General features: G+C 42.2%; 25 protein-coding genes. 16 read left to right on the top strand and 9 right to left on the bottom strand.

Features of this window, described 5'->3' with window-relative positions:
* Window positions 1-28: 28 nt before the first annotated feature.
* The 11 genes from fabK (at window position 29) to TZ90_RS06870 (ending at window position 8983) form a co-directional block, all read left to right on the top strand.
* Window positions 29-1003, top strand: a complete 975-nt coding sequence (gene fabK, locus TZ90_RS06925; RefSeq protein WP_045612217.1) for an enoyl-[acyl-carrier-protein] reductase FabK — start codon at window positions 29-31, stop codon at window positions 1001-1003.
* The gene (gene fabD / locus TZ90_RS06920) at window positions 996-1919 is read left to right on the top strand and encodes an ACP S-malonyltransferase (protein WP_045612215.1); all 924 of its coding nucleotides are present in this window, start codon (window positions 996-998) and stop codon (window positions 1917-1919) included. The genes fabK and fabD overlap by 8 nt, the downstream gene beginning before the upstream one ends.
* Before the next feature lie 40 nt (window positions 1920-1959).
* The gene (gene fabG / locus TZ90_RS06915) at window positions 1960-2691 is read left to right on the top strand and encodes a 3-oxoacyl-[acyl-carrier-protein] reductase (RefSeq protein WP_045612213.1); all 732 of its coding nucleotides are present in this window, start codon (window positions 1960-1962) and stop codon (window positions 2689-2691) included.
* Window positions 2692-2712: 21 nt separating this feature from the next.
* Window positions 2713-3948, top strand: a complete 1236-nt coding sequence (fabF, locus tag TZ90_RS06910; RefSeq protein ID WP_000774075.1) for a beta-ketoacyl-ACP synthase II — start codon at window positions 2713-2715, stop codon at window positions 3946-3948.
* Between the two features lie 2 nt (window positions 3949-3950).
* Window positions 3951-4436, top strand: coding sequence for an acetyl-CoA carboxylase biotin carboxyl carrier protein (gene accB / locus TZ90_RS06905; RefSeq protein ID WP_045612211.1), 486 nt, complete (start codon window positions 3951-3953; stop codon window positions 4434-4436).
* Window positions 4433-4855: a 3-hydroxyacyl-ACP dehydratase FabZ gene (gene fabZ, locus TZ90_RS06900; RefSeq protein WP_000565509.1), complete on the top strand. Its 423-nt coding sequence runs from the start codon at window positions 4433-4435 to the stop codon at window positions 4853-4855. The genes accB and fabZ overlap by 4 nt, the downstream gene beginning before the upstream one ends.
* 11 nt (window positions 4856-4866) lie before the next feature.
* Window positions 4867-6234, top strand: a complete 1368-nt coding sequence (gene accC / locus TZ90_RS06895) for an acetyl-CoA carboxylase biotin carboxylase subunit (RefSeq protein ID WP_045612209.1) — start codon at window positions 4867-4869, stop codon at window positions 6232-6234.
* A gap of 36 nt (window positions 6235-6270) precedes the next feature.
* On the top strand, window positions 6271-7137 hold the full coding sequence (gene accD, locus TZ90_RS06890; RefSeq protein WP_045612207.1) for an acetyl-CoA carboxylase, carboxyltransferase subunit beta: 867 nt from the start codon (window positions 6271-6273) through the stop codon (window positions 7135-7137).
* Window positions 7134-7901, top strand: a complete 768-nt coding sequence (locus tag TZ90_RS06885; RefSeq protein WP_045612205.1) for an acetyl-CoA carboxylase carboxyl transferase subunit alpha — start codon at window positions 7134-7136, stop codon at window positions 7899-7901. Before accD ends, TZ90_RS06885 begins: the two co-directional genes overlap by 4 nt.
* A 155-nt stretch (window positions 7902-8056) precedes the next feature.
* Window positions 8057-8242 (top strand): biofilm-regulating peptide BriC, encoded by a 186-nt coding sequence (gene briC, locus TZ90_RS10280; RefSeq protein WP_045612600.1) that lies wholly within the window; start codon window positions 8057-8059, stop codon window positions 8240-8242.
* Window positions 8243-8260: 18 nt separating this feature from the next.
* Window positions 8261-8983, top strand: a complete 723-nt coding sequence (locus TZ90_RS06870) for a CPBP family intramembrane glutamic endopeptidase (protein ID WP_004234086.1) — start codon at window positions 8261-8263, stop codon at window positions 8981-8983.
* 52 nt (window positions 8984-9035) lie between these two features.
* Here TZ90_RS06870 and nusB read toward each other — a convergent pair whose 3' ends face one another.
* From nusB to gatC, 7 genes are all read right to left on the bottom strand, one after another.
* Window positions 9036-9455, bottom strand: a complete 420-nt coding sequence (gene nusB / locus TZ90_RS06865; RefSeq protein WP_045612203.1) for a transcription antitermination factor NusB — start codon at window positions 9453-9455, stop codon at window positions 9036-9038.
* Window positions 9448-9837, bottom strand: a complete 390-nt coding sequence (locus TZ90_RS06860; protein WP_000510575.1) for an Asp23/Gls24 family envelope stress response protein — start codon at window positions 9835-9837, stop codon at window positions 9448-9450. The genes nusB and TZ90_RS06860 overlap by 8 nt, the downstream gene beginning before the upstream one ends.
* 21 nt (window positions 9838-9858) lie before the next feature.
* Complete coding sequence (gene efp, locus TZ90_RS06855) at window positions 9859-10419, bottom strand: elongation factor P (RefSeq protein ID WP_000568643.1); 561 nt, start codon at window positions 10417-10419, stop codon at window positions 9859-9861.
* Window positions 10420-10758: 339 nt separating this feature from the next.
* Window positions 10759-11802, bottom strand: coding sequence for a 2,3-butanediol dehydrogenase (locus tag TZ90_RS06850; RefSeq protein ID WP_045612201.1), 1044 nt, complete (start codon window positions 11800-11802; stop codon window positions 10759-10761).
* A 125-nt stretch (window positions 11803-11927) separates the two neighbouring features.
* Entirely contained in the window at window positions 11928-13370 is a 1443-nt protein-coding gene (gatB, locus tag TZ90_RS06845; RefSeq protein ID WP_045612199.1) for an Asp-tRNA(Asn)/Glu-tRNA(Gln) amidotransferase subunit GatB, read from the bottom strand.
* Window positions 13370-14836: an Asp-tRNA(Asn)/Glu-tRNA(Gln) amidotransferase subunit GatA gene (gene gatA / locus TZ90_RS06840; protein ID WP_045612197.1), complete on the bottom strand. Its 1467-nt coding sequence runs from the start codon at window positions 14834-14836 to the stop codon at window positions 13370-13372. Before gatA ends, gatB begins: the two co-directional genes overlap by 1 nt.
* Window positions 14836-15138: an Asp-tRNA(Asn)/Glu-tRNA(Gln) amidotransferase subunit GatC gene (gene gatC / locus TZ90_RS06835; protein ID WP_045612196.1), complete on the bottom strand. Its 303-nt coding sequence runs from the start codon at window positions 15136-15138 to the stop codon at window positions 14836-14838. The genes gatA and gatC overlap by 1 nt, the downstream gene beginning before the upstream one ends.
* A gap of 165 nt (window positions 15139-15303) precedes the next feature.
* Between gatC and TZ90_RS06830 the strand changes: the two genes are divergently transcribed.
* Window positions 15304-15996 carry a YwaF family protein gene (locus TZ90_RS06830; protein WP_045612194.1) on the top strand — a complete coding sequence of 231 codons (693 nt, stop codon included), beginning with the start codon at window positions 15304-15306 and terminating at the stop codon, window positions 15994-15996.
* Between the two features lie 144 nt (window positions 15997-16140).
* Window positions 16141-17685: a peptide chain release factor 3 gene (locus TZ90_RS06825; RefSeq protein ID WP_001025437.1), complete on the top strand. Its 1545-nt coding sequence runs from the start codon at window positions 16141-16143 to the stop codon at window positions 17683-17685.
* A gap of 455 nt (window positions 17686-18140) precedes the next feature.
* Here the strand turns inward: TZ90_RS06825 and TZ90_RS06820 are convergent, their stop codons facing one another.
* The gene (locus TZ90_RS06820) at window positions 18141-19094 is read right to left on the bottom strand and encodes an aromatic acid exporter family protein (RefSeq protein WP_045612193.1); all 954 of its coding nucleotides are present in this window, start codon (window positions 19092-19094) and stop codon (window positions 18141-18143) included.
* A 67-nt stretch (window positions 19095-19161) separates the two neighbouring features.
* Window positions 19162-20367, bottom strand: coding sequence for a serine/threonine transporter SstT (gene sstT / locus TZ90_RS06815; RefSeq protein WP_045612192.1), 1206 nt, complete (start codon window positions 20365-20367; stop codon window positions 19162-19164).
* 152 nt (window positions 20368-20519) lie between these two features.
* Here sstT and TZ90_RS06810 point away from each other — a divergent pair, with 152 nt between their 5' ends.
* From TZ90_RS06810 to TZ90_RS06800, 3 genes are read left to right on the top strand one after another with little or no spacing between them, the layout of a single operon-like run.
* A complete protein-coding gene (locus TZ90_RS06810) occupies window positions 20520-21086 on the top strand; it encodes a mechanosensitive ion channel family protein (protein WP_045612191.1) in 567 nt (188 codons plus the stop codon).
* 51 nt (window positions 21087-21137) lie between these two features.
* Complete coding sequence (locus tag TZ90_RS06805; protein ID WP_045612190.1) at window positions 21138-22046, top strand: magnesium transporter CorA family protein; 909 nt, start codon at window positions 21138-21140, stop codon at window positions 22044-22046.
* Window positions 22047-22060: 14 nt separating this feature from the next.
* Window positions 22061-22588: a YqeG family HAD IIIA-type phosphatase gene (locus TZ90_RS06800; protein ID WP_000234217.1), complete on the top strand. Its 528-nt coding sequence runs from the start codon at window positions 22061-22063 to the stop codon at window positions 22586-22588.
* Window positions 22589-22590 lie beyond the last annotated feature (2 nt).

Here is a 22590-nt window from a genome sequence, read left to right as displayed (position 1 = left end):
TACGTAAGCAAGAAACGATGGAGGCACTATGAAAACACGTATTACAGAATTATTGAACATTGATTATCCTATTTTCCAAGGAGGAATGGCCTGGGTTGCTGATGGTGATTTGGCAGGAGCTGTTTCCAAGGCTGGAGGACTAGGGATTATCGGTGGGGGGAATGCCCCTAAAGAAGTTGTCAAGGCAAATATTGATAAAATCAAATCATTGACTGATAAACCCTTTGGTGTCAACATCATGCTCTTGTCTCCCTTTGTGGAAGATATTGTAGACCTCGTTATCGAGGAAGGGGTTAAGGTAGTTACAACAGGCGCAGGAAATCCAAGCAAATACATGGAACGTTTCCATGAAGCTGGTATTACGGTTATTCCTGTTGTACCAAGTGTTGCCCTAGCTAAACGCATGGAAAAAATCGGTGCGGATGCTGTTATTGCAGAAGGAATGGAGGCCGGGGGGCATATCGGTAAATTAACAACCATGACCTTGGTTCGCCAGGTTGCTGCTGCTGTATCTATTCCAGTTATTGCTGCAGGAGGGATTGCGGATGGTGAAGGTGTTGCAGCTGGCTTTATGCTAGGTGCAGAGGCTGTTCAGGTTGGAACTCGTTTTGTCGTTGCAAAAGAGTCTAATGCCCATCCAAATTATAAGGCGAAAATTTTAAAAGCTAGAGATATTGATACTACGATTTCAGCTCAACACTTTGGACATGCTGTTCGTGCGATTAAAAATCAGTTGACTCGTGATTTTGAACAAGCTGAAAAAGATGCTTTTAAACAAGAAAATCCAGATTTGGAAATTTTTGAACAAATGGGAGCAGGTGCTCTAGCCAAAGCGGTTGTTCACGGAGATGTGGATGGTGGATCTGTTATGGCAGGTCAAATTGCAGGCCTTGTTTCCAAAGAAGAAACCGTTGAAGAAATCCTAAAAGATTTGTATTACGGAGCAGCTAAGAAAATTCAAGAAGAAGCCTCTCGTTGGGCAGGAGTTGTAAGAAATGACTAAAACAGCCTTTTTATTTGCTGGTCAAGGTGCCCAGTATCTAGGTATGGGACGGGAACTCTATAATCAGTATCCGATTGTCAAAGAAACGATTGATCAAGCGAGTCAGGTACTCGGTTATGATTTGCGTTATCTTATTGATACAGAAGAAGAAAAACTCAATCAGACCCGCTATACGCAACCAGCTATTTTAGCAACTTCAGTTGCTATCTATCGTTTATTGCAAGAAAAGGGCTATCAACCTGATATGGTTGCTGGTTTGTCTCTTGGAGAATATTCTGCCTTGGTGGCCAGCGGTGCCTTGGATTTTGGAGAAGCGGTTGCTTTGGTTGCTAAGCGTGGCGCCTATATGGAAGAAGCGGCCCCTGCTGGTTCTGGCAAGATGGTAGCAGTTCTCAATACGCCAGTAGAGGTTATTGAAGAAGTCTGTCGAAAAGCTTCTGAACTTGGAGTAGTTACCCCAGCCAACTATAATACACCTGCACAAATCGTGATTGGTGGAGAAGTGGTAGCAGTTGATCGAGCTGTCGAACTCTTGCAGGAAGCAGGAGCTAAACGCTTGATTCCTCTTAAGGTTTCAGGACCTTTTCATACCGCTCTCCTTGAGCCTGCTAGCCAGAAACTAGCTGAAACTCTAGCTCAGGTAAGTTTTTCAGATTTTACTTGTCCTCTAGTTGGCAATACAGAAGCTGCAGTTATGCAAAAAGAAGACATTGCTCAACTCTTGACGCGTCAGGTCAAAGAGCCAGTTCGTTTCTATGAAAGTATTGCAGTTATGCAAGAAGCAGGCGTAACTAACTTTATCGAGATTGGACCGGGGAAAGTCTTGTCAGGCTTTGTCAAAAAAATTGATAAGACAGCTAAACTAGCCAATGTTGAAGATCAGGCTAGTTTGGAAACTTTGCTAGAAAACAAGTAATCCCTTCTCCCATAAATACAAGAGAAAACAGGAGAAAAGAATGCAACTAAAAAATAAAAATATCTTTATTACAGGTTCGAGTCGTGGAATTGGTCTTGCCATTGCCCATAAGTTTGCTCAAACAGGAGCCAATATTGTCTTAAACAGTCGTGGGACAATCTCAGAGGACTTGCTAGCCGAGTTTTCAAACTATGGTGTCAAGGTGGTTCCTATATCAGGAGACGTGTCCGATTTTGCAGACGCTAAGCGTATGGTTGATCAAGCTATTGCTGAGCTGGGTTCAGTAGATGTTTTGGTCAACAATGCAGGGATTACCCAAGATACCCTTATGCTCAAGATGACAGAAGCGGATTTTGAAAAAGTACTCAAGGTTAACTTGACTGGTGCCTTTAACATGACACAATCAGTCTTAAAACCGATGATGAAAGCCAGAGAAGGTGCTATCATTAATATGTCTAGTGTTGTTGGTTTGATGGGAAATATCGGTCAAGCTAACTATGCAGCTTCTAAGGCTGGTTTGATTGGTTTTACCAAGTCTGTGGCGCGTGAAGTGGCCAATCGCAATATCAGAGTTAATGCTATTGCACCTGGAATGATTGAGTCCGATATGACAGCTGTTCTATCAGACAAGGTAAAAGATGCCATGCTGGCGCAAATTCCTATGAAAGAATTTGGGCAGGCAGAGCAGGTTGCAGATTTGACAGTATTTTTAACAGGCCAAGATTATCTAACTGGTCAAGTGGTTGCCATTGATGGTGGCTTAAGTATGTAGCAGAAGCTAGAGGTAAAAAAGATGAAACTAAATCGCGTAGTAGTAACAGGTTATGGAGTAACATCTCCAATCGGAAATACACCAGAAGAATTTTGGAATAGTTTGACAACTGGAAAAATCGGAATTGGTCAAATTACGAAATTTGATCATAGTGACTTTGATGTGCATAATGCAGCAGAAATCCAAGATTTTCCTTTTGATAAATACTTTGTTAAGAAAGATACCAATCGTTTCGATAACTATTCTTTGTATGCCTTGTACGCAGCCCAAGAGGCTGTCAATCACGCTAATCTCGATGTAGAGACTCTTGATAAAGATCGTTTTGGTGTTATTGTGGCCTCTGGTATTGGTGGAATCAAGGAAATTGAAGATCAAGTGCTTCGCCTAAATGACAAAGGGCCAAAACGTGTGAAACCATTGACCCTTCCGAAAGCCTTGCCAAATATGGCTTCAGGAAATGTTGCTATGCGTTTTGGAGCAAACGGTGTTTGTAAATCTATCAATACTGCCTGCGCTTCATCAAATGACGCGATTGGGGATGCCTTCCGCTCAATTAAATTTGGTTTCCAAGACGTTATGTTGGTAGGTGGTTCAGAAGCCTCTATCACACCTTTTGCTATTGCTGGTTTCCAAGCCCTAACTGCTCTCTCAACTACAGAGGACCCAACTCGTGCTTCCATTCCATTTGATAAGGACCGTAATGGTTTTGTCATGGGTGAAGGTTCTGGGATGTTGGTTCTTGAAAGCCTTGAACACGCTGAAAAACGTGGGGCTACTATCCTGGCTGAAGTAGTTGGTTACGGAAATACTTGTGATGCTTACCACATGACTTCACCACATCCAGAAGGTCAGGGAGCTATCAAGGCCATTAAACTAGCCTTGGAAGAAGCTGAGATTTCTCCAGAGCAAGTAGCCTATGTCAATGCTCACGGAACGTCAACTCCTGCTAATGAAAAAGGAGAAAGTGGTGCGATTGTGGCTGTTCTTGGTAAGGAAGTACCTGTATCATCAACCAAGTCTTTCACAGGACATTTGCTAGGTGCTGCAGGTGCGGTAGAAGCTATCGTAACCATCGAAGCTATGCGTCATAACTTTGTACCAATGACAGCTGGGACAAGTGAAGTATCAGACTATATCGAAGCCAATGTCGTTTATGGACAAGGCTTGGAGCAAGAAATTCCATACGCTATTTCAAATACTTTTGGTTTTGGTGGCCACAATGCAGTTCTTGCTTTCAAACGTTGGGAGAATAAATAACTATGAATTTAAACGATATTAAAGACTTGATGGCCCAATTTGACCAGTCAAGTTTGAGAGAATTTTCTTATAAAAATGGGACGGATGAGTTGCAGTTTAGCAAGAATGAAGCGAGACTGGTGTCTGAAGTTGCAGCTCAAGTCGCTTCAGCGCCCGTTCTAGCAACACCAAGTCCAGTAGCTCCTACATCTGCTCCAGTAGAAACTGTAATAGAAGAAACTTCGTCACCAGCAGAAGCAAGCGTAGCTGCTGAGGGAGATGTTGTAGAGAGTCCACTTGTTGGGGTGGCTTACTTGGCTGCTGGTCCTGATAAACCTGCCTTCGTCACAGTTGGTGATAGTGTCAAAAAAGGTCAAACATTGGTGATCATCGAAGCTATGAAAGTCATGAATGAAATTCCAGCACCTAAGGATGGTGTGGTAACGGAAATTCTCGTTTCTAATGAAGAAATGGTTGAGTTTGGTAAAGGATTGGTACGAATCAAATGATCGATATTCAAGGAATCAAAGAAGCTCTTCCCCACCGTTATCCTATGCTCCTAGTGGACCGTGTCTTGGAAGTGAGCGAGGACACCATTGTTGCCATCAAAAATGTGACCATCAATGAGCCCTTCTTTAACGGTCATTTTCCTCAATACCCTGTCATGCCAGGTGTTCTGATCATGGAAGCCTTGGCGCAAACTGCTGGTGTCTTGGAGTTGTCAAAACCTGAAAATAAGGGGAAACTGGTCTTTTACGCTGGTATGGATAAGGTCAAGTTTAAGAAGCAAGTTGTGCCTGGAGACCAATTGCTTATGACAGCGACTTTTGTAAAACGTCGTGGCACCATTGCCGTGGTTGAAGCAAAGGCTGAAGTGGATGGCAAGCTTGCAGCTAGTGGTACTCTTACCTTTGCAATTGGGAACTAAGGAGGTTCTCCATGTTTCGAAAAATTTTAATTGCCAATCGTGGTGAAATTGCGGTTCGTATTATCCGTGCGGCGCGTGAGTTGGGAATCGCAACGGTGGCGGTTTATTCAACTGCTGATAAGGAAGCCCTTCATACGCTTTTGGCAGATGAAGCAGTTTGTATCGGCCCTGGCAAGGCAACAGAGTCTTATCTCAATATCAATGCGGTTCTATCAGCTGCAGTCTTGACTGAGGCAGAAGCCATTCACCCAGGTTTTGGATTTCTCAGTGAAAATTCCAAATTTGCAACCATGTGTGAAGAAGTTGGTATCAAGTTTATCGGTCCATCTGGTCATGTTATGGATATGATGGGGGATAAGATCAATGCGCGTGCTCAGATGATTAAAGCTGGTGTGCCTGTCATTCCAGGTTCGGATGGAGAAGTGCATAACTCTGAAGAAGCTTTGATTGTTGCTGAAAAAATTGGCTATCCTGTTATGCTCAAGGCTTCAGCAGGTGGAGGTGGTAAAGGGATTCGTAAGGTTGAAAAACCAGAAGACCTCGTTTCAGCCTTTGAAACTGCCTCTAGTGAGGCCAAGGCCAATTATGGCAATGGTGCTATGTACATAGAACGGGTTATCTATCCAGCACGTCACATCGAGGTTCAAATCCTAGGAGATGAACATGGGAATGTGATTCACTTGGGGGAACGGGATTGTTCTCTTCAACGGAATAATCAAAAGGTTTTGGAAGAAAGCCCTTCAATTGCAATCGGAAAAACGTTGCGTCATGAAATCGGTGCGGCTGCTGTTCGAGCTGCAGAGTCTGTTGGCTATGAGAATGCAGGGACCATTGAGTTTCTGCTTGATGAAGCAAGTGGCAATTTCTATTTCATGGAAATGAATACACGTGTTCAGGTAGAGCATCCAGTAACAGAGTTTGTTTCAGGTGTGGATATCGTTAAGGAACAGATTCGCATTGCGGCAGGTCAGCCCCTGTCTGTTAAGCAAGAAGATATTGTCCTACGCGGTCATGCCATCGAGTGTCGTATCAATGCAGAAAATCCAGCCTTTAACTTTGCTCCAAGTCCAGGTAAGATTACTAATCTCCATCTGCCAAGTGGTGGAGTTGGCTTGCGCGTGGATTCAGCAGTTTATCCAGGATATACCATTCCACCTTATTATGATAGTATGATTGCCAAAATCATCGTACACGGCGAAAATCGTTTTGACGCCTTGATGAAAATGCAACGTGCCCTCTATGAATTAGAGATAGAAGGGGTGCAGACCAATGCAGATTTCCAGCTTGACCTCATTTCAGATCGCAATGTCATTGCTGGAGATTACGATACTTCCTTCTTGATGGAAACCTTCTTACCTAAATATCAAGAAAAAGAATAAAATGACTTCAAGAGTTTAAACCGAAAAGGGGAATCAATGGCTCTATTTAGTAAAAAAGATAAGTATATTCGAATCAATCCCAATCGTTCGGTTAGGGAAAAACCTCAAGCTAAGCCAGAGGTTCCAGATGAATTATTCTCCCAGTGTCCAGGCTGTAAGCATACCATCTATCAGAAGGATCTGGGAAGTGAGCGTATCTGTCCGCACTGTAGTTACACCTTTCGTATTTCTGCCCAAGAACGCTTGGCTTTGACGATTGATATGGGAACCTTCAAGGAATTGTTTACAGGGATTGAAAGCAAGGATCCCTTGCATTTCCCAGGTTATCAAAAGAAACTAGCAACTATGCGTGAAAAAACAGGTCTGGATGAAGCCGTTGTTACAGGAACTGCTCTTATAAAAGGTCAGACTGTGGCTCTTGGGATTATGGATTCTAACTTTATCATGGCTTCTATGGGTACGGTTGTAGGTGAAAAAATCACTCGTTTGTTTGAGTATGCGACTGTTGAACAGTTACCAGTTGTTCTCTTTACAGCTTCTGGTGGAGCCCGTATGCAGGAAGGAATCATGAGTCTCATGCAGATGGCCAAGATCTCTGCAGCAGTTAAACGGCATACAAATGCTGGTCTCTTTTATCTAACGATTTTGACAGATCCAACGACAGGTGGTGTGACAGCTTCTTTCGCTATGGAAGGCGATATCATTCTAGCTGAACCACAAAGTTTGGTTGGTTTTGCTGGGCGTCGTGTCATTGAAAATACAGTTCGTGAAAGCTTGCCTGAGAATTTCCAAAAGGCAGAATTCCTATTAGAACATGGCTTTGTGGATGCTATTGTCAAAAGAAGAGACTTACCAGATACGATTGCTAGCCTAGTCAGATTGCACGGAGGGGGTCCTAGATGAATATTGCAAAAATAGTCAGAGAAGCGCGTGAGCAGAGTCGCTTGACAACCTTGGACTTTGCGACAGGCATTTTTGATGAATTTATCCAATTACACGGTGACCGTTCTTTTCGTGACGATGGTGCAGTTGTTGGTGGTATTGGCTGGCTTGGAAATCAAGCTGTAACAGTGGTTGGTATCCAAAAAGGCAAGAGTTTACAAGATAACCTCAAGCGGAATTTTGGCCAACCGCATCCAGAAGGCTACCGCAAGGCTTTACGGTTGATGAAACAGGCTGAAAAATTTGGCCGTCCAGTTGTGACCTTTATCAATACTGCAGGTGCCTATCCTGGTGTGGGAGCGGAAGAACGTGGTCAAGGGGAAGCTATCGCTCGTAATCTCATGGAAATGAGTGACCTGAAAGTTCCTATTATCGCCATTATTATCGGTGAAGGTGGTTCAGGAGGAGCTCTGGCTCTAGCAGTCGCAGACCGTGTCTGGATGCTGGAAAATTCTATCTATGCCATTCTCAGCCCAGAAGGTTTTGCTTCCATTCTATGGAAGGATGGCAGTCGTGCCATGGAAGCAGCAGAACTGATGAAAATCACTTCGCATGAACTGTTAGAAATGGACGTGGTGGACAAGGTGATTTCTGAAGCAGGACTTTCTAGCAAAGAACTAATTAAGAATGTCAAAAAAGAACTTCAAGCTGAGCTATCTATACTCTCACAAAAACCGCTAGAAGAGTTGTTGGAAGAGCGTTATCAACGATTTAGAAAATACTAAAAATGACTAAATGAGGCTAGAAAGGTCTCATTTTTTAGAAAAATACACTTCAGACCGAAAAATTGACAGTTGAGAGGAAGATTAATAAAATAGACAAAAAAGATGTATACTGTAGATGTAAGCTTACAAAAATTTATTTTAAGGAGGTACTTGCAATGACAGGTACAGAAGCATTTACAGTTCTTTCAAATGAGGACTTAGAGAAAACTTCAGGTGGTTTTGCTGTTTGGGAAGATGGTGAGGGAAGATGGTTATATTATAGAGACTTTGCTCCTTATATGGGGCAAGGGGCGCTTAATTCTTATAGGGATGCTTGGAAGTATGGCCTCCGAGCAGGATAATCTTTCAAAAAAAGTATGATGAGAAACATAGAGAAACTAAGACAATTTGGCATATTTTTGCTTATTATTTTACTATCTACCTATTTACCACAAACAATTGGATTGTATGTGACGATAATTTTAGGGTTAGGCGCTGATGTCTATTCTCTTATTTTAACAATGGGATTAGTAGGAAGTTTCCTTCTATTAATTTGGTGGTTAAAAAAGAAAGAGATGCTCTTTATCTTTGAGGAAAAGAGATGGAACTGGTCATTTGTCTTTTACTTATTTTCAGGTTATGTGGTTTATCAGATTCTCGGTAATTTTTGGGCACGCTATGCTCATTTGATTAATCATAGGAATATTCATGATGAGTATTTTACCGTTGTTCTTTCAAATGGACAACCAACGTTTTTATCGACTATCTTATCTTTTGTCCTGCCTGTAATCATCGGTCCTATTTTTGAGGAGACTCTTGATAGAGGGTATTTTATGAATACCTTCTTTCCTAAGTCAAAGTATTATTTAGATGTCATCCTATCAGGCCTGATCTTTGGACTCAGTCATTTGATACTATCTCATCGAGACCCGATTAGTTTATTATATTATAGTGTGATTGGTCTCTTTTTCGCCCTTGTTTATCGTTCTACCGATAATCTTAGATTAACGATTCTCTGCCATAGTTTTTTTAACTTTCTCAACCATGCAACCCCCCTCTGGATTTTTGTTTATAATTATGTCTATTACCACTTTTTAAGATAATGGGAGGCAATGAAAAAAGTGTTTGATGTCTGTCAAACACTTTTTCTATTTACTATTCTTCAGTTACAAATTGACTAAGCAGTCCATTGATAAAACGGGCTGATTTTTGATCTGAAAAATTCTTAGCAAGTTCAATAGCTTCATTGACTGCTACCAGCTGAGGTGTATCAAATGATGTGATTTCAAAGATACCTAAGCGTAGTAAGTTTTTTTCGACCAAGGTCAATCGTTCAACTGTCCAGCCTGACTTGAGGTGCTGGTTGATTTGTTTATCCAACTCGTCTTTTTGAGCTTGAACGCCAGAAACCAAGTTCATCAGAAAGGCAGGGATTTGCACATCTTCATCTTCACGGTCATGTGTGTAGGCAAAGCGACAAGCTGTTTCCATATCTGTGTCGAATTCAAGGCTCATGAGAGCTTGAAAAGCGCATTTACGAAGTTCGCGTCTAGATTCTAATAATGGACTAGTCATTGAGGAAGTCCTCGTTAAATAGATCTTTCAACTCAGGTTTTGGTGTTTTATCTGGAACGATTCCTGCAACATGGATGTTAACAGCAGCAAGTTCCACATCAGCCATATCACGGACAGCATCTTTTACTGCTTTTTGAATAGCAAGAGCCACTTTTGGTACTTTCACACCGTACTCAAGGTAGAGATAGATGTCAGCAGTTAGCTCTTCGTTGCTTTCTTTTAAGTAGACGCCACGACCAAGAGAGAGTTTTGATAGGGTATCAGATACGGATTTATTTGAAAATGAGTGGACACCATCAACTTTAGCAGTTGCGATGGCAATGATTTTTTCAAGTACACGTGGAGCGATAACGATTTCGCCAAATTGTTCTTCAATTCCCATAGAATGACCTCTTTCTAGAGATTAGGCACGAGAAACGTAAGTTCCTTCTGCAGTGTTGATGATCAATTTTTGTCCAGCTTCGATGAAGTCAGGAACGTTGACAACAAGTCCAGTTTCCATAGTTGCTGGTTTACCAGAACCTGTAACAGTAGCACCCTTGATAGATGGTTGTGTTTCAGCTACTGTCAATTCAACAGTAGTTGGTACAGTTACACCGATTACTTCAGTTCCGTAGAATTGGATTTTCACATCAGAGTTTTCAAGGATGTAAAGCAATTCATTTTCAACGTTTACGACTGGGATTTCGTATTGGTCGTAAGTTTCAGTGTTCATGAAGTAGGCAGTTTCATCCATTTTGTACAAGTATTGAGCTGGGACAGTTTCGATAATAGCTTGTTCGAATTTTTCTTCTGGACGGTAGCTTGTGTCAAAAGTAGAACCAGTACGGACATCACGTAATTTCATACGCATGATTGTGTTCCCTTTACCTGGTTTGTGGTGGCTAGCTTCCAAAACGCGGATTAATTTTCCGTCTGCAGTTTCAAATGTCATACCAGCTTTCAATTTGCTTGCTTCAATCATGTTTTTACCTCTTTAATAAATATTATTACTCTTCATTTTACCATAAAATCTTCTGGAAATAAAGCCAAAATAGTTAATGGGATTTGGTAGGAGTGAAAAAGAATATTGCCTAGTCAGGTGGAGTGGTTAATGTTAAAGAGTATCCACTATATTTCTTCTCATACTCAATGGGAATCAAAGAGCAAACTAGGAAGCAAGCCGCAGGTTGCTCAAAACACTGTTTTGAGGTTGCAGATGGAAGCTGACGTGGTTTGAAGAGATTTTCGAAGAGTATTATATTTCAAAAGGTCGAAGTAAGTTTACTCCGACCTGTTAGTATTGTCTTAAAAAGATTGATTTTTATTCTGGTTCTACCAAAATTTTAATTTGTGACTTATCTTGAGTTAATTCGATAAAGCCTTCTTCGACGATATTTTCCAATTTAATTTTCTTAGTAACTAATTTTTCAGCAGAGAAGTAGCCTTGTTCCATCAATTCTAATACTTTAGGGAAGATATGACGATAAGCAATGATTCCTTTTAGTGTCTTTTCTTGGATTGCAAATTCATTCGGATTAATATTTGCTTCTCGTTCCCAGATAGAGACCACCATGCACTCACCTGCTTTATGTACGGCAGCTAAGGCTTGTCCTAAAACTACTGGCACACCCGTTACTTCATAGGAAACATCTACACCACCGTTTGTTAAACGATGAATAGCTTCAACAGCTGTTTCACCTTCTTCCGGACGGACAACGATAGCTCCTAACTCTTCAGCTTTTGCTTGACGTTCAGGTGATAGTTCAACAGCATAAATCTTAGAAGCACCCGCTGCACGAAGGGCTTCTACAATTAAGAGACCAATCGGACCTAAGCCAAAGACAGCAGCAGTATCACCAGCTTTTAGTGCTGATTGACGAACTGCATAAACTGCAACAGCAGCTGGCTCAGTGAGAGCAGCTTGCTCATAGCTTAAGCTATCTGGAATGACATGTACTAAGTCACCGTCTAAAACACAATATTTGGCAAATCCACCATCTGCAGCCAAACCAACAAAATTAAGGTTTGGATCCAAATTATAATTACCAACTAAGTTATTCTTAGCTAGAATTGGTTCTATAGCAACACGATCACCAACTTTAACACGAGTAACATCGCTTCCGACTTCTACAATTTCACCAGAAAATTCATGTCCCAGTGTTACTGGTGCTTTTTGACCAGAATAGACATGTTCTTCTGTTGGGATGAAGATAGGGCCATCTAAAAATTCGTGGAGGTCAGTACCACAAATTCCTGTGAATTTAACAGCAACTTTTACTTGGTGCGGAAGTACCTCAGGGACTTCTACTTCTTGAATACGAACATCTTTTGCTGCATGCCAGCGAGCTGCTTTCATTGTAGCCATATGAATAACTCCTTATTGTTGCGATTTTTAGTTTTCCTTTTAGGAAACTTTACATGTAATATTGTAAACGCTTTCTTTGTCTTTGTCAAGAAGAAACCAACCTTAGGGCTGGTTTCTTTTACATATTAATCTTCTTTCAACTTGGCCAATTCCTGTGCAAGAAGTTTAAGGGCGACTTGTGGGTTGGCTTGGCCTTTGGTTGCTTTCATGAGGAAGCCTGTGAAAGCCTTATCTGAGTTACGTTTGCCTGACTTGAAGTCGGCAACGGCTGCTTCATTATCCGCAAAGACTTGGTGGATAATTGGAATCAGGACAGCTGGATCGGAGATTTGAACCATACCCGCTTTTTCCACGTATTCACGCGCGCCACCACCATTTTTAGCTAGGTGGACAAAGACTTTCTTGGCAATCTTAGACGAGATAGTGCCGTCTTCGATGATGGCAATCATTTCAACCAAGTTTTCTGGTGTCAATTCGATTTGTTCCAGTGTCTTACCTTCAGCGTTCAAGAACTGAGCAACTTCTCCTTGGAGCCAGTTTGAGACTTGCTTAGCATCGCCACCAAGGGCAACAGCTTTTTCAAAGAAGTCAGAAGTGACTTTGTTTGCGGTCAACTGGCTGGCATCATAGTCTGACAAGCCGAGGTCAGAGACGTAGCGCGCACGGCGTTCTTTTGGAAACTCTGGTAACTCAGTCCGCATTTCCTCAATCCACTCGTCTGAGATTTCAAAGAGAGGTAGGTCTGGTTCTGGGAAGTAGCGGTAGTCAGCAGCGCCTTCCTTGACACGCATGAGGATAGTTGCTTTGTTAGCCTCATCGTAACGACGTGTTTCTTGGCGGATTTGACCACCTGAGCGAAGGATTTCAGCTTGACGTTGAACTTCGTATTCAAGACCTTTGCGAACATTTGAGAAGGAGTTGAGGTTCTTCAACTCAGTTTTGGTACCGAATTTCTCTTGACCATAAGGGCGAAGAGAAATATTGGCATCCACACGCATAGAACCTTCTTCCATCTTAACGTCAGAAATGCCAGCGTACTGGATAACTTCCTTGAGGGCTGTTAGGTAAGCATAGGCTTCTTCTGGTGAACGCATATCGGCTTCAGATACAATCTCGATCAAAGGCACACCTTGGCGGTTGAGGTCAACGTAAGAGTAGCCGTCTGTACCGTGGGTGTTTTTACCAGCGTCTTCTTCTAGGTGAGCACGTTCGATACCGATTTTCTTGGTCGTACCGTCTTCTAGCTCGACTTCAATCCAGCCGTTATAACCGATTGGCTCATCAAACTGAGAAATTTGGTAAGCTTTGGGATTATCAGGGTAGAAGTAGTTCTTGCGGTCAAAGTGCATCTTTTTATGGATGTCCATATTGAGGGCAAGAGCAGCTTTGATACCGGCATCAACAACACCTTTATTGAGAACTGGCAGAACTCCTGGGAAGGACCAGTCAATGACGTTAGTGTTGGCATTTTGGTCATTTCCAAAGTGGGCAGAAGTAGGTGAGAAGATTTTTGAATTGGTGTTGAGCTCTACGTGGACTTCAAGTCCGATGACTGTTTCAAAGTTCATTAGTTGTCACCTCCAAAAATCACGGGTTGTTGTTTGTGGTAGTCTGTTGTTGCTTCAAAAGCAGCAGCAACTTGGTAAATGGTTTCCTCAGAATACTTAGGACCAATTAATTGTAGACCAACAGGCAGACCTTGAGAGAATCCAGCAGGAATCGAAATCCCTGGAAGACCTGCCAAGTTGACTGGGATGGTCAAAAGGTCAGCCAAGTACATGGCAACTGGGTCATGGTTGAGTGAGTCCAAGTCATAAGCAACACTAGGAGCAGTTGGTCCCAAAATCAAGTCATAATCCGCAAAGACTTTTTCGAAATCTTGAATGATGAGTGTACGAACCTGACCAGCTTTCTTATAGTAGGCGTCATAGTAACCTGATGAAAGGCTGAAAGTACCCAGCATGATACGGCGTTTCACCTCTTCACCGAAACCTTGGCTACGGCTGTTTACATAGATTTCATCAAGGTTTGTCGCATCCTCTGCACGATAGCCGTAACGGATACCGTCAAAGCGTTGCAAGTTTGATGAAGCTTCTGATGAAGCGATGATGTAGTAAACGGCAACACCGTATTTTGAGTGAGGTAGGCTCACTTCTTCAACAATAGCACCAAGTTTTTCAAAGTGTTTGGCTGCGTTCAGAATGGTTTCCTTAACCTCTGGGTCAATTCCTTCGCCAAGATATTCTTTAGGTAAAGCAATTTTCATGCCCTTGATGTCTTGACCGATTTTTGAAGTAAAGTCGGCAATGTGGACAGGAGCAGAAGTAGAGTCTTTGGCATCTTCGCTTGCAATAGCATTGAGCAAGAAGGCATTTTCCTTAACAGTCGGAGCGAAAGGTCCAATCTGGTCTAATGAACTACCAAAGGCAATGAGACCGAAACGTGAAACTGTTCCGTAGGTTGGTTTGAGACCGACGATCCCATTGAAGGCAGCAGGTTGGCGGATAGATCCACCAGTATCAGAACCAAGTGACAAGCGGACTTGTCCTGAGGCTACAGCTGCAGCAGAACCACTTGATGATCCACCAGGGACCTTGCTGTGGTCCCAAGCATTTTTAGTGGCACCGTAGTAAGAAGTCTCACCTGATCCACCCATGGCAAACTCGTCCATGTTGGTTTTCCCTACGACAATCATGCCTTTCGCTTTTGCCTTGGCAACGGCTGTCGCATCAAAGATAGGCTCATAGTTGTAGAGCATTTTTGAAGCAGCAGTTGTGAGAATACCATCAGTAGAGATATTGTCTTTAACTGCAAGTGGAATTCCTGAAAGGACATTATCAGCGTCAATTCCAGCTTCATCAATAGCTTTGGCTTGAGCAAGAGCTTGCTCTTCAGCGATTGTGACGAAAGCGTTGATAGCTGTCTCGCGAGATTGGATATCTTCAAGCGTTGCTTGGGTCAATTCAGTTGCAGAAATTTCCTTAGAAACAAGGAGATTGTGCAAGTCTTCAATGGTTTTATTGTTAAAAGTCATTAGGCATCTCCTCCATCGTCTAGGATAGCTGGTACCTTGATATAGTAGTTGTCTTTTTCAGGTACGTTTTTAAACAAGCGGTCGCGGTCTGTTCCTTCTTCGGCCACATCAGGGCGGAGTACAGTCTTGCGGTCAGCCATGGTCGTAGTAGGTGCGACACCAGTTGTGTCAACTTCCTCCAGCAACTCAACCATGTCAACAATCTTAGACAAGGTAGTCGCAAAGGCAGCAGTTTCTTCTTCAGAGAATCTTAATTTTGAAAGATTGGCAACGTGTGTTACCTCTTCTTGCGTAATTTTCATCTTGCATCCTTTCGTGAAATGATGATTTTTAGTCTGTTCTATTTTACCATATTTTCCTATAAATAAGGGAGCCAAACTAAAAAGAAATAGAAATTGAAAAATCGTTTTTAATTCGCTATAATGGTTAAACTAGAAAAAAGAAAAAATAAGAGTTAGGATAGGAACATGTTCCATCAATTTATCACCAGATCTCAGACGGTCCCTCCTCCTATTTCGCTTTTTTGGTATGGGGTTATGATGCTTGTCTTAGTGCTTTGTATTTATGGGGCACTTGCTTATCACAAAAATCCCAAATTTGTCCTCTTGTTTAAGGGGGTTCAGGTCCTCCAGTTGCTAGCTCTTTATAGCTGGTATGTTGGTTTTGGTATTCCCTTTTCTAATAGTCTCCCTTTTTATCATTGCCGTTTAGCTATGTTTGCGGTGGTTTTCTTGCCAGATAAATGGCGAAGCAAGCAGTATTTTGCTCTTTTAGGAGCAAGTGGAGCGGTCTTTGCACTGGTTTACCCCGTTTTTGATCCCTATGATTTTCCGCATATTACTAGCTTTTCATTCTTAATTGGGCACTATGCTCTTTTGGTGAACTCCTTGGTCTACTTGATGAATCACTATGACAAGAGCCTACTCAAGAAATATATGATTGTAGCCTATACCTTTATCCTCAATCTCTTTCTAGTTGGGGTTAATCAGGTGACTGGTGGGAATTATGGTCTCTTAAACAAGACACCTTTTATTCCGGATGCCCCCTTGTGGCTAAAGTATCTTCTTGTGTCCGTAATCCTCTCACTGGCACTGGTTCTCTTTGATATCTTGTTCAAAAAACGGTGGAAAAAGAGAAATCAGGTAAAATCAGTACTCTAGCTTACCTTTTCATCAGATGAGCAATTGAAAAACTCCCTGAAATTCGCTATAATAGGTAAGTTGAAAGGAATGGTAAAATCCAATGTAAAAATCATTCTTAGCTATTGAAACAACTAAAAATAGAGAATCAAAGAAAGAGAACTTATGAATATTCAAGAAGAAATTAAGAAACGCCGTACTTTTGCCATCATCTCTCACCCGGACGCGGGGAAAACAACCATCACTGAGCAGTTGCTCTATTTTGGGGGCGAGATTCGTGAGGCTGGTACGGTAAAAGGGAAGAAAACAGGAACTTTTGCCAAGTCTGACTGGATGGATATCGAGAAACAACGTGGAATTTCGGTTACTTCATCTGTTATGCAGTTTGACTACGATGGTAAGCGCGTCAATATCCTAGACACACCAGGGCACGAGGACTTCTCAGAAGATACCTATCGGACCTTGATGGCGGTGGATGCTGCTGTCATGGTGGTGGACTCTGCCAAGGGTATCGAGGCCCAAACTAAGAAATTATTTGAAGTTGTCAAACATCGTGGTATTCCAGTCTTTACCTTTATGAACAAGCTTGACCGTGACGGTCGTGAGCCACTGGATCTCTTGCAAGAATTGGAAGAAGTTTTAGGCATTGCTAGCTACCCGATGAACTGGCCGATTGGGATGGGGAAAGCCTTTGAGGGTTTGTATGACCTCTATAACCAACGCTTGGAACTCTATAAAGGAGATGAGCGTTTCGCTAGTCTGGAAGATGGGGACAAGCTTTTTGGAAGTAATCCTTTCTACGAGCAAGTTAAAGATGATATTGAACTTTTAAATGAAGCTGGGAATGAGTTTTCAGAGGAAGCTATTCTGGCTGGAGAATTGACACCTGTCTTCTTCGGTTCAGCTTTGACAAACTTTGGTGTGCAGACCTTCCTTGAAACCTTCCTCAAGTTTGCTCCAGAACCACATGGACACAAGAAAACAGACGGAGAAATTGTGGATCCTTACGACAAGGATTTCTCAGGCTTTGTCTTTAAAATCCAAGCCAACATGGACCCTCGTCACCGTGACCGTATCGCCTTTGTCCGTATCGTATCAGGCGAATTTGAGCGTGGCATGAGTGTCAACCTGCCTCGTACTGGTAAGGGGGCTAAACTGTCGAATGTTACCCAGTTTATGGCGGAAAGTCGTGAGAATGTGACCAATGCCGTAGCTGGAGATATCATCGGGGTTTACGATACAGGTACTTATCAAGTTGGGGATACCTTGACAGTTGGAAAAAACAAGTTTGAGTTTGAACCACTCCCAACCTTTACACCTGAAATTTTCATGAAAGTTTCTGCTAAGAATGTCATGAAGCAAAAATCCTTCCACAAGGGGATTGAGCAATTGGTGCAAGAAGGTGCTATTCAGCTTTATAAGAATTACCAAACAGGTGAGTACATGCTGGGAGCGGTAGGTCAACTCCAGTTTGAAGTCTTTAAGCACCGTATGGAAGGCGAGTACAATGCGGAAGTAGTCATGAGCCCAATGGGTAAAAAGACCGTTCGTTGGATTAAGCCTGAGGACCTAGATGAACGCATGTCATCAAGCCGAAATATCTTGGCCAAAGACCGTTTTGACCAACCAGTCTTCCTCTTTGAAAATGACTTTGCCCTCCGTTGGTTTGCTGATAAGTATCCAGACGTAGAGTTGGAGGAAAAAATGTAGATCGCCAAAGTTACTTGATTGTGTAACAATCTAAGTAACTAACGCCAAGTTTCTATGGAACTTGGCTGGGCGCTCCACTAGTAAAGTTTTACGAATATTGTCGCTTCGTAAAACTCAGTGTCGTAATCTAATAATAGGTAACCGCTATGACGGTCTACCTAAACGCTTCACTAGTAAAAGTCCGCGAATGATATTGATTCGTGGATTTTTCCGTCGTAATGGTAAGGAAGCGGTAACTGTTTTACTAACTTCGTTTGCAAATAGACTCGATTTGCTAAACTCCGTGTAGTGGATAATAATACTGCAAACTTTGCAGTATTTTATCTCAGCATTCTATAAAAAGATGTTGAATATTAAGCCTTATTCGTTTTACTATTAACCTTTATGGTAATAACTTACAAATAAAAGAAAACTTCAGATATTCACCTTTTGTGATTGGTCTGAAGTTTTCTTTTTTACTGTCCATATTTTTGGTAAAAGTCAACTTTTACTTGGATGAAGGTTTTTGCTTCACGTAGGAGTTGTAGGAGCGTGGCACGGGTTTCAAATTCTTCTCTTGTCTTGGGCAGACTGCGATTACGGAAGACTTCCAGATAACGTTCAATTTCATCTAGCAAATCAGAAGCAGGATTGGTCTGGCTTAGTTGGCCTGCAATTTTTGAAAAGAGTTGGGCTAAAATCAGGCTCTCACTGGCAGCTAGGTGACAGGTGTTGATTTGCTGGGCCATATTTCTCAGGATACGACTTTGTCGCTGTCTCATCTCAAAATAGTGGATATGGTAGTCCGTCTGGTGCAAGAGGTGGTCAGAGTGATCTAGATAGACCAGTCTAAGGGCTTCTTCCAAAAGGGTATCCAATTCTTCAACCAGCTGTGCTCGATTGCGTCCATCCCCTCTGGATAAATAATATTTAAAGCGCTGGAGGATATCTTTTAAATTTTCTTCTACTAATGTGTGGTAGTGATGAATTTCCTCTTCTCGTGAAGGCATGTAGAGATTGACAAGTAAGGCAAATCCTGTACCGATTGCAAAGAGAAGGAATTCATTGACTAGAAGGTTTGGAGAGGTTGACTCTTGAATCAAGAGATGGCTAACCAAAACCGTGCTTGGTGTGATGCCAATTTCCCAGCCCATCTTGTAGGTTAGAGGCACATAGAGGGCTAGATAGAGGCCAAGGCTCCAGATATGAAATCCGCTCAAGTGAAAAGCCAAAACCCCAATAGCTAGAGCTAGAAGCATGGAAAAGAGGCGATTGCGGGCCAGTTTTAAGGTACTTCTACGGGTATCGGATAGGCTCAAGAGGGCAATGATTCCAGCTGAAACTGCTGAGGAGAGATTGAGAAAATAAGCAAGAAGACAGGCAAGACAGGTAGCTAAGATGAGCTTGGTCGTACGTTGGCTAATAGACATATGGATTTCCTAGTAAGTTAGAATAAAAGCGGAAAAGACAAGACCTGAGCAGGCTTGTCTTTATGAGTTATTTTTTACGGGCTGCTGCGTATTCGGCAACAGCAGTAAAGAGGACGTCAGTAGAAGAATTGAGAGCTGTTTCACATGAATCTTGGATGACCCCAATCACAAATCCAACCCCAACAACTTGCATGGCAATATCGTTAGAAATACCGAAAAGGCTACAAGCAACTGGGATAAGAAGGAGGGATCCTCCGGCAATACCAGAAGCACCACAGGCTGATATTGCTGCTACAACACTGAGGACAAAGGCTGTCGCAAAGTCAACAGGAATTTCCAAAGTATTTACTGCAGCAAGGGTTAAAACGTTAATAGTAATCGCTGCCCCGGCCATGTTGATAGTAGAGCCGAGTGGGATAGAAACCGAATAGGTATCTGGATCTAGTCCAAGGTCGTGACAAAGTTTCATGTTGACAGGGATGTTAGCCGCAGAACTACGAGTGAAGAAGGCTGTCACACCGCTGACACGCAAACATTTCCAAACGAGGGGATAAGGATTTCTCTTCATAAAGAGGAAGGCAATTAGTGGATTGACTACCAGAGCCACAAAGAACATAGTTGTCACCAAGAGGGCAAGCAAGATTCCATAGTTAGCTAGGCTTCCGATTCCCTTATCAGAGATGGTTTTGAAGACAAGACCAAGGATTCCAAACGGAGCTAGGTTGATGATCCATTCGACAATCTTAGAAGTCACATCAGCCATGGTTTTTAGCAATTCTTTACTATTTTTGCTGGCTTCTCTCATAGCAATACCGAAAACAACTGCCCAAGATAGGATACCGATGTAGTTGGCTGTGACAAGGGCATTGACTGGATTGTCAACCAGTTTGAGTAAGAGGTTGCTGAGGACCTGGCCAATTCCATCTGGTGGAGCAATATCGGTATTAGCACTATTTAGGGTAATTTCAACAGGTACTATGAAACTTGCTAGGACAGCAACAAGTGCCGCTGCAAAGGTTCCTACCAAGTAAAGGAAGATAACCGTTTTCATGTTGCTATCTTGTCCCTTTTGATGTTGGGAAAGGGCGTTAGCAACGAGGGCAAATACCAGAATTGGTGCGATGGCTTTAAGGCCACCAACAAAGAGATCTCCAAGTAAACCAATTCCTGAAATGTTAGGAAGTGTCAGTCCTAGGGTTCCTCCAATAAGCATGCCAATCAAAATCCGTTTGATTAGGCTTGCCTTATTCCAAGCATGAATGAATTTTTTCATAACAATCTCCTTTTGTTGTGTAATGTTTATGATTATAGTATAAATATGAGCTAAAATCAAGAATTTTCTGTCTATTTTTGCTATTATTTTTGAATATTTATGGAGATTCATCACTTGTGAAAGTATGGTATAATAAATGAAAGGAGTTTTCTATGAAAGAATTTATTCAAACCTACCTCAATAAGCTTGATATAACAACGATTATTGAAAATATCTTAACCAAGTTAATTTCTCTGTTATTCCTATTTTTACTTTTCTATATAGCTAAGAAATTGCTCCATACCATGGTGCAGAGAATTGTTAAACCTTCTCTAAAAATGTCTCGTCATGATGTCGGGCGTCAGAAAACCATCTCACGTTTATTAGAGAATGTGTTTAATTATACCCTTTATTTCTTTTTACTTTATTGTATCTTGTCTATTTTGGGTTTGCCAGTTTCTAGTTTGCTTGCTGGAGCCGGGATTGCTGGGGTGGCTATTGGTATGGGAGCCCAAGGTTTTCTGTCTGATGTCATCAATGGCTTTTTCATCCTTTTTGAACGTCAACTGGATGTGGGAGATGAGGTCGTTCTGACAAATGGTCCTATTACTGTATCGGGCAAGGTGGTTAGTGTTGGCATTCGAACAACTCAACTCAGAGGAGAAGATCAGGTTCTACACTTCGTTCCTAATCGGAATATCACCGTCGTCAGCAATTTCTCTCGAACAGACCAGGCCTGAAATTTTAGCAGATTTATGGTACAATAGAAAGAGTTTGGTAAAGGAGAGAAGATGTTTTTAGAAAAACAGTTGGGCAATGGTTGTACCTGGATTAACCTAGATTTGGACAAGTTGAAAAAACTAGAGGACCTTTCTGAAATCTACGGTTTGGACAAGGAAACCATCGAATATGCGCTGGATAGAAATGAGCGTGCCCACATGGATTATCACCGTGAAAATGGGACTGTGACCTTTATCTACAATGTCTTGAACTTGAAAAAGGATAAGGCATACTATGAAGCTTTTCCCATGACCTTTATCGTGGAACATCGTCGCCTGATTACCATTAGTAATACCAAGAACGCCTATGTCATTGAACAGATGACCCGTTATCTGGAGAGTCATGACCTGCTTTCGATTTACAAGTTTCTCTTTGCCAGTCTGGAAATCATCAGCAATGCCTACTATCCTGTCATCGAGCAGATGGATAAGAGTAAGGACGAGGTCAATGGCCTCTTGCGCCAGCGGACAACTAAGAAAAACCTTTTTGCCCTTTCTGACTTGGAGACTGGTATGGTTTATCTTACTGCGGCTGCCAAGCAAAATCGCATGTTGCTAGAACATATTCAAGGGCATGCCCTTTATCGCAGTTTTAACGAGGTTGAGAGAGAGCAATTTGATGACGCGATGATTGAGGCTCATCAGCTGGTATCCATGACAGACTTGATTTCTCAAGTCCTTCAACAACTATCAGCATCTTACAACAACATTCTAAACAATAATCTGAATGATAATTTGACAACCTTGACCATCATTTCAGTCTTGCTAGCGGTTTTGGCAGTAGTGACAGGCTTTTTCGGAATGAATGTTCCGCTACCTTTAACAGATGAGCCCCATGCTTGGCTCTACATTAGTTTGACCAGTGCTGGTTTGTGGATTGTCCTGTCGTTGTTGCTAAGGAAAATTGCGAAAAAAAGTTAAGAAAAGGAGCCAGAATGGTGATTGAAAACTACATGCCAGACTTTGCTGTGGAAGCAGTCTATGATCTGACAGTCCCAAGCCTGCAGGCGCATGGAATCAAGGCTGTTTTGGTCGATTTGGACAATACCCTCATTGCTTGGAACAACCCTGATGGGACGCCAGAGATGAAGCAATGGCTACATGATCTTCGGGACGCGGGCATTCGCATCATTGTGGTATCAAATAACACTAAAAAACGCGTCCAACGAGCAGTTGAGAAATTTGGGATTGACTACGTTTATTGGGCTCTGAAGCCCTTCACATTTGGGATTGACCGTGCCATGAAGGAATTTCATTATGAGAAAAGTGAAGTGGTCATGGTTGGCGACCAGCTCATGACAGATATACGAGCAGCCCACCGTGCAGGCATTCGCTCGATTTTAGTCAAACCCTTGGTCCAACATGACTCGATCAAAACGCAGATCAACCGAGCTCGTGAGCGCCGTGTGAAGCGAAAAATCACTGAAAAGTACGGACCGATTACATATAAAAAAGGAATTTAACT

The organism is Streptococcus mitis (genome assembly GCF_000960005.1).
Lineage (GTDB): Bacteria > Bacillota > Bacilli > Lactobacillales > Streptococcaceae > Streptococcus > Streptococcus mitis_CK.
The sequence above is the reverse complement of the archived record's forward strand: the minus strand, read 5'-3'. Positions and strand labels throughout refer to the sequence as shown.

What these genes read in the sequence shown, in the direction of transcription:
- gatC (WP_045612196.1), bottom strand. Translation starts at nt 15,138, where the DNA reads ATGAAAATTACGCAAGAAGAGGTAACACACGTTGCCAATCTTTCAAAA.
- TZ90_RS06820 (WP_045612193.1), bottom strand. Translation starts at nt 19,094, where the DNA reads ATGTCTATTAGCCAACGTACGACCAAGCTCATCTTAGCTACCTGTCTT.
- TZ90_RS06885 (WP_045612205.1), top strand. Translation starts at nt 7,134, where the DNA reads ATGAATATTGCAAAAATAGTCAGAGAAGCGCGTGAGCAGAGTCGCTTG.
- gatB (WP_045612199.1), bottom strand. Translation starts at nt 13,370, where the DNA reads ATGAACTTTGAAACAGTCATCGGACTTGAAGTCCACGTAGAGCTCAAC.
- TZ90_RS06805 (WP_045612190.1), top strand. Translation starts at nt 21,138, where the DNA reads ATGTTTTTAGAAAAACAGTTGGGCAATGGTTGTACCTGGATTAACCTA.
- nusB (WP_045612203.1), bottom strand. Translation starts at nt 9,455, where the DNA reads ATGACTAGTCCATTATTAGAATCTAGACGCGAACTTCGTAAATGCGCT.
- briC (WP_045612600.1), top strand. Translation starts at nt 8,057, where the DNA reads ATGACAGGTACAGAAGCATTTACAGTTCTTTCAAATGAGGACTTAGAG.
- fabD (WP_045612215.1), top strand. Translation starts at nt 996, where the DNA reads ATGACTAAAACAGCCTTTTTATTTGCTGGTCAAGGTGCCCAGTATCTA.
- TZ90_RS06800 (WP_000234217.1), top strand. Translation starts at nt 22,061, where the DNA reads ATGGTGATTGAAAACTACATGCCAGACTTTGCTGTGGAAGCAGTCTAT.
- TZ90_RS06810 (WP_045612191.1), top strand. Translation starts at nt 20,520, where the DNA reads ATGAAAGAATTTATTCAAACCTACCTCAATAAGCTTGATATAACAACG.
- accB (WP_045612211.1), top strand. Translation starts at nt 3,951, where the DNA reads ATGAATTTAAACGATATTAAAGACTTGATGGCCCAATTTGACCAGTCA.
- sstT (WP_045612192.1), bottom strand. Translation starts at nt 20,367, where the DNA reads ATGAAAAAATTCATTCATGCTTGGAATAAGGCAAGCCTAATCAAACGG.
- TZ90_RS06860 (WP_000510575.1), bottom strand. Translation starts at nt 9,837, where the DNA reads ATGGGAATTGAAGAACAATTTGGCGAAATCGTTATCGCTCCACGTGTA.
- accC (WP_045612209.1), top strand. Translation starts at nt 4,867, where the DNA reads ATGTTTCGAAAAATTTTAATTGCCAATCGTGGTGAAATTGCGGTTCGT.
- gatA (WP_045612197.1), bottom strand. Translation starts at nt 14,836, where the DNA reads ATGACTTTTAACAATAAAACCATTGAAGACTTGCACAATCTCCTTGTT.
- fabK (WP_045612217.1), top strand. Translation starts at nt 29, where the DNA reads ATGAAAACACGTATTACAGAATTATTGAACATTGATTATCCTATTTTC.
- fabF (WP_000774075.1), top strand. Translation starts at nt 2,713, where the DNA reads ATGAAACTAAATCGCGTAGTAGTAACAGGTTATGGAGTAACATCTCCA.
- TZ90_RS06870 (WP_004234086.1), top strand. Translation starts at nt 8,261, where the DNA reads ATGAGAAACATAGAGAAACTAAGACAATTTGGCATATTTTTGCTTATT.
- fabZ (WP_000565509.1), top strand. Translation starts at nt 4,433, where the DNA reads ATGATCGATATTCAAGGAATCAAAGAAGCTCTTCCCCACCGTTATCCT.
- accD (WP_045612207.1), top strand. Translation starts at nt 6,271, where the DNA reads ATGGCTCTATTTAGTAAAAAAGATAAGTATATTCGAATCAATCCCAAT.
- efp (WP_000568643.1), bottom strand. Translation starts at nt 10,419, where the DNA reads ATGATTGAAGCAAGCAAATTGAAAGCTGGTATGACATTTGAAACTGCA.
- fabG (WP_045612213.1), top strand. Translation starts at nt 1,960, where the DNA reads ATGCAACTAAAAAATAAAAATATCTTTATTACAGGTTCGAGTCGTGGA.
- TZ90_RS06825 (WP_001025437.1), top strand. Translation starts at nt 16,141, where the DNA reads ATGAATATTCAAGAAGAAATTAAGAAACGCCGTACTTTTGCCATCATC.
- TZ90_RS06850 (WP_045612201.1), bottom strand. Translation starts at nt 11,802, where the DNA reads ATGGCTACAATGAAAGCAGCTCGCTGGCATGCAGCAAAAGATGTTCGT.
- TZ90_RS06830 (WP_045612194.1), top strand. Translation starts at nt 15,304, where the DNA reads ATGTTCCATCAATTTATCACCAGATCTCAGACGGTCCCTCCTCCTATT.